Source organism: Nostoc sp. CALU 546, from assembly GCF_048836525.1.
On sequence record NZ_JAWJTF010000383.1, the window covers coordinates 1 to 1729 of the forward strand.

Annotated in this window: 1 protein-coding gene; it reads left to right on the forward strand. The window is 39.2% G+C overall.

The window, feature by feature from the left end; translation table 11 throughout:
• Positions 1 to 1729, forward strand: a 1729-nt coding sequence (locus RRG12_RS43885) for a non-ribosomal peptide synthetase (protein ID WP_420763346.1), incomplete at both ends; no start/stop codon positions are given.

The window sequence follows — 1729 nt, forward strand, 5'->3', positions numbered from 1 at the left end:
AGTTCGATAGTGGTACGGCTCAACTAGATATTTTTCTGTCGTTGTCTGAATCTCCAGAGGGATTGGCAGGGTGTTTAGAGTACAACACTGATATTTTTGATTCAGCTACAATTACTCAATTTATTAGACATTTTCAGACGTTATTAGAAAATATTATTGATAATCAAGAGCAGCCTATTTCAGAATTATCATTATTAACTGCAAAAGAGCGATCGCAAGTTTTATTTGACTGGAATCAGACTCATGCAGATTATCCCCACGATGCATCTATTCATCAACTCTTTGAGGAACAAGTCAAGCGATCGCCTGATGCATTAGCCTTAATTAGTCAGTCTGAACAATTATCTTATCGTCAACTCAACCAAAGGGTTAATCAACTTGCTCATTATTTACAAAAACTGGGTGTCACAACAGAAACCCTTGTAGCGATATGTCTAGAACGCTCACCAGAAATGGTTGTAGGAATTTTAGCTATTCTCAAAGCTGGCGGTGCATACATTCCTCTTGATCCTAATTATCCTCTAGAGCGCTTGAGTTTCATGCTTTCTGACTCCCAAGCTGCGGTGTTAATCACTCAACAAGAAATATTAACAAAGCTACCTGAATCTTCAGCTAAAATTATTTGCTTGGATATTCACGAACACGAAATTGCTCAAGAAAGTCTAGAAAACCCCATTAACACTGCAAAAGCCGAGAGTCTTGCTTACATTATCTATACTTCCGGCTCTACTGGGACTCCTAAAGGTGTTCTTGGCACTCATCGCGGTACTGTCAATGGCTTGCACTGGCTGTGGAAAACCTATCCCTTTACCCCAGGAGAAGTTTGTTGTCAGAAGACAGCTATTAGCTTTGTAGATTCGGTATGGGAAATTTTTGCTCCTTTGCTTCAGGGAATTGCTACTGTGATTATCAGTAATGCAACTGTCAAAGAACCGCAGCTATTTATTCAAACTTTAGCAGATAACAAAGTGACGCGAATTATACTTGTTCCCTCACTGCTGCGCTTACTTTTGGATACTTACAGTCATCTTACTAGAAATTTATCGCAACTCAAACTTTGGATAGCTAGTGGAGAAGCACTATCTTTGGAGTTAGTTCAAACTTTCCAAACAGTAGTGCCATTTGCCAAACTGATCAATCTTTATGGCTCATCAGAAGTTTCTGCTAATGTTACTTATTACGATACTAGTTTATTACCAGATAATTTAAATAGTGTTCCCATTGGTCGCCCGATTGATAATACTCTAGTATATGTGTTGAACAAACATTTACAATTAACACCACCAGGAATTATTGGTGAACTTTATACAGGTGGAGATGGATTAGCCAAAGGATATTTACATCGTCCAGAATTAAATCAAGAAAGATTTATTGATCACCCATTTATTCCAGGAAAAAAACTTTATAAAACAGGCGACTTAGCGCGTTACCTCAGCGATGGTAATCTTGAGTATTTTGGTCGTCGTGATGACCAAGTAAAAATTCGTGGCTTTCGAGTGGAACTGGGAGAAATTGCCGCTGCGATCGCACAACACAAAGATGTGCGAGAATGTATCATTATTGTCCACGATGCTCCTGAAGGCGATCGCCGTTTGATTGCATATTTAGTCACAGATAATCAAGATATTGCAGCACAGCTATTGCCTGATTTGCAACAAAAGCTGCCAAGTTACATGATACCTGCTACTTTTGTGGTATTAGATGCGCTCCCCCTTACACCCAATGGCAA